This is a genomic window from Capnocytophaga sp. oral taxon 324 str. F0483, from assembly GCF_000318315.2.
Lineage (GTDB): Bacteria > Bacteroidota > Bacteroidia > Flavobacteriales > Flavobacteriaceae > Capnocytophaga > Capnocytophaga ochracea.
This window is the reverse complement of sequence record NZ_KB291526.1, coordinates 24,226-29,468: the sequence shown is the minus strand read 5'-3', so window position 1 is coordinate 29,468 and position 5,243 is coordinate 24,226. Positions and strand designations below refer to the sequence as shown.

Genomic DNA, 5,243 nt, shown 5'->3' with positions numbered 1-5,243 from the left:
CCTGCCTGTCGTGCTACGACCTCGCACTGTCATTGATTTAGTATTATTGGCATTATTGGCATTGTGGTATTAAAAGACATTTGCTAATCTGCTAATTCTTCAATATCTTTGCACCTTCAATTTAAAAACACTGTTAAATCGATAACACATTAGTATGACAAACATTCAATATATAAAAGCCCAAACACAACTACCTGAAAAAGCTATTGAAAACACACTTTCACTATTAACCGAAGGCTGCACTATCCCCTTCATTGCACGCTATCGAAAAGATAGCACTCAGAATTTAGATGAAGTAGCCATTGAGCATATAGCCAAATCCCAAGCTGATTACGACAATATCTGTAAGCGCAAAGAAACGATTCTCTCTTCTATTGAAGAACAAGGAAAGCTTACAGACGATTTGCGTAAACGTATTGAGAACTCTTTTGAGATCAATGAATTAGAAGACCTATACTTACCTTACAAAAAACGGCGTAAAACAAAAGCTGATGTAGCCAAAGAAAACGGCTTAGAACCTCTTGCAAAACAGATAATGAGTCAGCGTATAACCGACTTGGAACTATTAGCAGGGCGTTATCTTTCCGATAAAGTACCTACTGAAGAAGATGCTTTACAAGGGGCTTCGGATATTATAGCTGAATGGATTAACGAGAATACGTTTATACGTCGCACTCTTCGCCGAATATTCCAGCGCAAAGCAATCATCAGTAGCGAAGTAGCCAAAGGTAAAAACGAAGAGGAAGAAGCTCAGAAATACGCTCAGTATTTCGATTGGGAAGAAGCCCTTAACAAAGCGCCCTCTCACCGTGTATTAGCAATGTTGCGTGCTGAAAAAGAAGGATTTGTAAAACTAAAAGTACAAGTAGATAGTGAAGAAACCTTACCCTTTATGGAAGAAAACATCATAAAGAGTAGGGGAGAAGTAGCCGATTTCTTGAAGAAAACGGTAAAAGACAGCTACAAACGCTTATTAGAGCCTTCTATTTCCAACGAAACACTACAAGAGGCAAAAGATAAAGCCGATGCGAAAGCTATCAGTGTGTTTGCCGAGAACCTCTCACAGTTGTTATTAGCGTCTCCTTTGGGTGAAAAGCGCATTTTGGCTATTGACCCAGGATATCGTACAGGTTGTAAGGTAGTGTGTTTAGATGAAAAAGGCGACCTTTTGCATCACGATGTTATCTACCCTCACGCTCCCCAGAATGATATGACTATGGCTACCAAAAAGCTCAGCACAATGGTCTCTCAATACAATATCCAAGCCATTAGTATAGGCAATGGTACTGCTTCTCGTGAAACAGAGTCGTTTGTAAGAAGTATTGCTTTCCCTGAAAAGGTAGAAGTATTTGTGGTGAGTGAAGCAGGAGCATCGGTCTATTCAGCTTCTAAAATAGCTCGCGATGAGTTCCCCGATTACGATGTAACCGTACGTGGGGCAGTATCCATAGGCAGGCGTCTTGCCGATCCATTAGCTGAATTAGTGAAGATAGACCCTAAGAGCATAGGAGTAGGTCAATACCAACACGATGTAAACCAGTCGTTATTGAAAGAGGAGCTCGATGCAACCGTAGTGCGTTGTGTGAATAAGGTAGGGGTAAACCTCAACACAGCAAGCAAATCACTACTCAGTTATGTATCAGGAATAGGAGAGAAGATGGCTGAAAACATAGTAGCTTACCGCTCGGCTAATGGTGCTTTTAGTAAGCGAGAAGATTTAAAAAAGGTACCTCGTTTGGGTGATAAAGTATACCAGCAGGCAGTAGCTTTCTTACGTGTACATAACAGTGAGAACCCGCTCGACAATTCAGCAGTACACCCTGAAGCCTATCCTATCATCAAACAAATGGCGAAGGACACGGGTATCTCAGTTGCACAACTTATAGGTAACAAGCAAGCTATTGCCACTATTGATATTCAAAAGTACAAAACAGATAAGGTGGGTGAACTTTATTTGAAGGACGTATTAAAGGAATTAGAAAAACCAGGGCTCGACCCTCGTACTACTGCTAAAGCCTTTGCCTTCGACCCTAATGTAAAAACCTTTGATGATGTGCGTGTAGGAATGATATTACCTGGTATAGTAAACAATATTACTGCCTTTGGTTGCTTTGTGGATATAGGTGTTAAAGAAAGTGGATTGGTACACATCTCTCAACTGAAAGAAGGTTATGTCTCTGATGTAAATGAAGTAGTTAAACTCCACCAACAAGTGCAAGTAAAAGTTATAGAGAAAGACGAAGTGCGTAAACGCATTTCACTAAGTATGGTGTGGTAATGATTAACGATGGAAACACTTACAATTTGCAGTAGATACAAACGCTATAAAGTACCTCATCAAACACGGTTCGTATTATCAGAACAAAATAAGCCTGTATGAAAAGTTTTTCATACAGGCTTATTTTAAGTTGCTATCTGCTCTATATATGTTACTTTTCAGCTGAAAGAAGTGCGTCTAAACGGCGTAGGGTTTCCTCTTTGCCAATCACTTCTATAATATCGAATACGTGAGGCCCTTTGAGTTCACCTACTAAGGCTAAACGCAACGGAGGCATCACTTGTCCAAAGCCTAAGCTTTTAGTTTCCATATATTGTTTTACTGCTTCTTCTAAAGCTACTGAGGTGAAGTTAGATGTGTATTTAAGTACCTCACTTACTTCTTTTACGATTTCAGGAGTTTGCTCTTTCCATTGTTTTTTGAGTGCCTTTTCGTCGTACAGAGCAGGAGCTTCAAAAAAGAATTTGCTAAGTTCCCAAAAATCACTCACAAAGGTAGCACGCTCTTTGATGAGACCAACTACTTTCTCTATCGTAGCCATCGGAACTGTAATGCCTCTTTGGGTAAGGTCTTTTTGGAAAAGGGTAGCTAATTCTGCATTAGGCTTCATTTGTAGGTATTGGTGGTTGAACCACTTTATCTTTTCGGGGTCAAAGCGAGCACCTGCCTTATGTACTTTTTCCAAATCGAAGAGTTGCACGAGTTGCTCGACAGTGAAGATTTCTTCATCGGTACCAGGATTCCAACCTAAGAGTGCTAAAAAATTGATAAGTGCTTCGGGGAAATACCCTTCTCCACTAAAACCTTTGAGAGTTTCGCCATTCTCTGTCCAATCCATTGGGAAAACAGGGAAGCCTAATTTGATACCGTCACGCTTGCTGAGTTTACCATTACCCACCGGTTTGAGGATAAGAGGTAAGTGTGCAAAAGCAGGGGCTTCCCAACCAAAAGCGCGATAGAGCAAAAGGTGCAATGCCATAGAAGGCAACCACTCTTCACCGCGTATCACGTGAGTGATTTCCATTAAGTGATCGTCTACGATATTTGCCAAGTGGTAAGTAGGCATTCCGTCGCTTTTGAAGAGTACTTTATCATCTAAAGTACTCGTATCAATAGTTACTTCACCACGAATCATATCGTTCATTTTTAGCTGTTCGTTATGTGGCATTTTAAAGCGAATCACATACTCATCGCCACGCTCTAAGCGTTGTTGTACTTCTTCTTTGCTAAGTGAAAGTGAGTTTTGCAATGCATCACGTGTAGCCCAATTGTATATAAAGGTCTCTCCTTTGGCTTCTGCTTCTTTGCGAGCTGTGTCTAATGCCTCAGCAGTATCAAAAGCGTAGTATGCCCAACCGTTATTGATAAGGGTATCGGCATATTGTTTGTATAACGGTTTACGTTCACTTTGGCGATAAGGGGCGTGTTTGCCTTCTTTGCCTACTCCCTCGTCGTAAGTAAGACCTAACCAATTTAGGGAATTTATGATGTACTGTTCTGCGCCTTCAATATAGCGATTTTGGTCGGTATCTTCTATGCGAAGTAAAAAATCACCGCCGTGCTTTTTGGCGAACAAATAATTAAATAGGGCGGTACGTACGCCTCCGATATGCAATGCTCCCGTAGGACTGGGAGCAAATCTAACTCTAACCATTTATTTTTATAATAATTTTAAATCTTTAATTACTTTGAAAGCTATATCGATGTGGTTTTCGGGGATTACGATAGTAAATTCGTTGGCGGTAGAAATCACCTCGTTCATATTCACTCCCTCCCAAGCCAAACGTTGAAATATAAAATAATAAATGCCCGATACTGAGACGTTTTCTTCGGGAAGTTTTACACTAATAGCTCCTAAATCGGTGAATTTGTGCAAAATGCGTTCCTTCTTAAAGATATTCTCAACAATAGACTCCATTGAGTTACTGACAATAATATTTGCTTCATTTACCCCACGAGTAGTAGCGTAGAAGATATCTCTATTATTTTTGATTTTATTGAGTAGCTGAGCCTGAGCATTCATAAAGGTTTCAGAGGTTAAGAAAGTATAGTCGGTTAAATTTGAACGAACAATAATATCGCCTATATTCTTCAATACTTTTACAATACGATGAGTAGAGCGAAACTCCATATCTACTGAAAGGCGTTTGAGAGCCATAACAATAGCCCCATTGCGCACTTCACGCTGAGTAGTTTCAGCTTGTATATCCTTACGTATGATACGAGCCAAAGAAGTAAGGTTAATAATCCCTTCTGAAAGAGCGGTTTGTAAGAAAGGTTTTGATTTGATATAGTGCTCGACGGCTGATGCTATTGTTTTCATTTGTATTGGATATTATAAATTTATTTAAAAGTAATTAGGGGCATAAATCATTAAAAAGGATAAAAAGCGTCTTCTATGTAGTTTAAGCTAAATTCTGCATTGTTTTTTACGATGGATATAATATCGAATTGTATTTCTACATCTAAGTCTTTTTTCTTTATATAAAAATCGGTAGCTTTCACTAATAGTTCTATCTTTTGCTGATTTACAAAGCTCTCGGGTTCACCATAAGCACTTGAGCTACGTGTTTTTACTTCTGTGATATGCAAAATATTTCCTTTTTGCGAAATGATATCAATCTCGGCGTGCCCAAACCTAAAATTGCGTTCTAAAATAGTATGACCTTTTTCAATTAGGAAGTTTACGGCATCTTGTTCTCCTTCATTTCCTAAATCGTTGTGCATTGCCATAATAAGCGTTGGTTTTATAATTTAACGCCAAAAGTACAAAATTTAATATATGTAACAAAAAAATATTAGTTTTTTTTCATTTCTATAAGTTGAGAGGGACTAAGCTATTTGATATCACAATACTAATTATAGGTAAAAGGTAAAAAGGTAAAAGGTAAAAGGTAAAACAATGCGAGGTCGTAGCACGACAGGCAGATAGTGCGAGCCACACGGGCAGATAAACAAAAGACGA

4 protein-coding genes are annotated in these 5,243 nt (G+C 39.1%); 1 reads left to right on the top strand and 3 read right to left on the bottom strand.

From position 1 onward, the window contains the following. Positions 1-154: 154 nt before the first annotated feature. Positions 155-2,278, top strand: coding sequence for a Tex family protein (locus tag HMPREF9072_RS07390; RefSeq protein WP_009411094.1), 2,124 nt, complete (start codon positions 155-157; stop codon positions 2,276-2,278). A gap of 151 nt (positions 2,279-2,429) precedes the next feature. Here HMPREF9072_RS07390 and gltX read toward each other — a convergent pair whose 3' ends face one another. The 3 genes from gltX to HMPREF9072_RS07375 are packed head-to-tail and all read right to left on the bottom strand — an operon-like array spanning position 2,430 to position 5,011. Beyond that, positions 2,430-3,932 carry a glutamate--tRNA ligase gene (gltX, locus tag HMPREF9072_RS07385; RefSeq protein WP_009411093.1) on the bottom strand — a complete coding sequence of 501 codons (1,503 nt, stop codon included), beginning with the start codon at positions 3,930-3,932 and terminating at the stop codon, positions 2,430-2,432. A gap of 6 nt (positions 3,933-3,938) precedes the next feature. Next, entirely contained in the window at positions 3,939-4,601 is a 663-nt protein-coding gene (locus tag HMPREF9072_RS07380) for a hypothetical protein (protein ID WP_009411092.1), read from the bottom strand. Positions 4,602-4,651: 50 nt separating this feature from the next. After that, positions 4,652-5,011 carry a YraN family protein gene (locus tag HMPREF9072_RS07375; protein ID WP_002672262.1) on the bottom strand — a complete coding sequence of 120 codons (360 nt, stop codon included), beginning with the start codon at positions 5,009-5,011 and terminating at the stop codon, positions 4,652-4,654. Between the last annotated feature and the right edge of the window lie 232 nt (positions 5,012-5,243).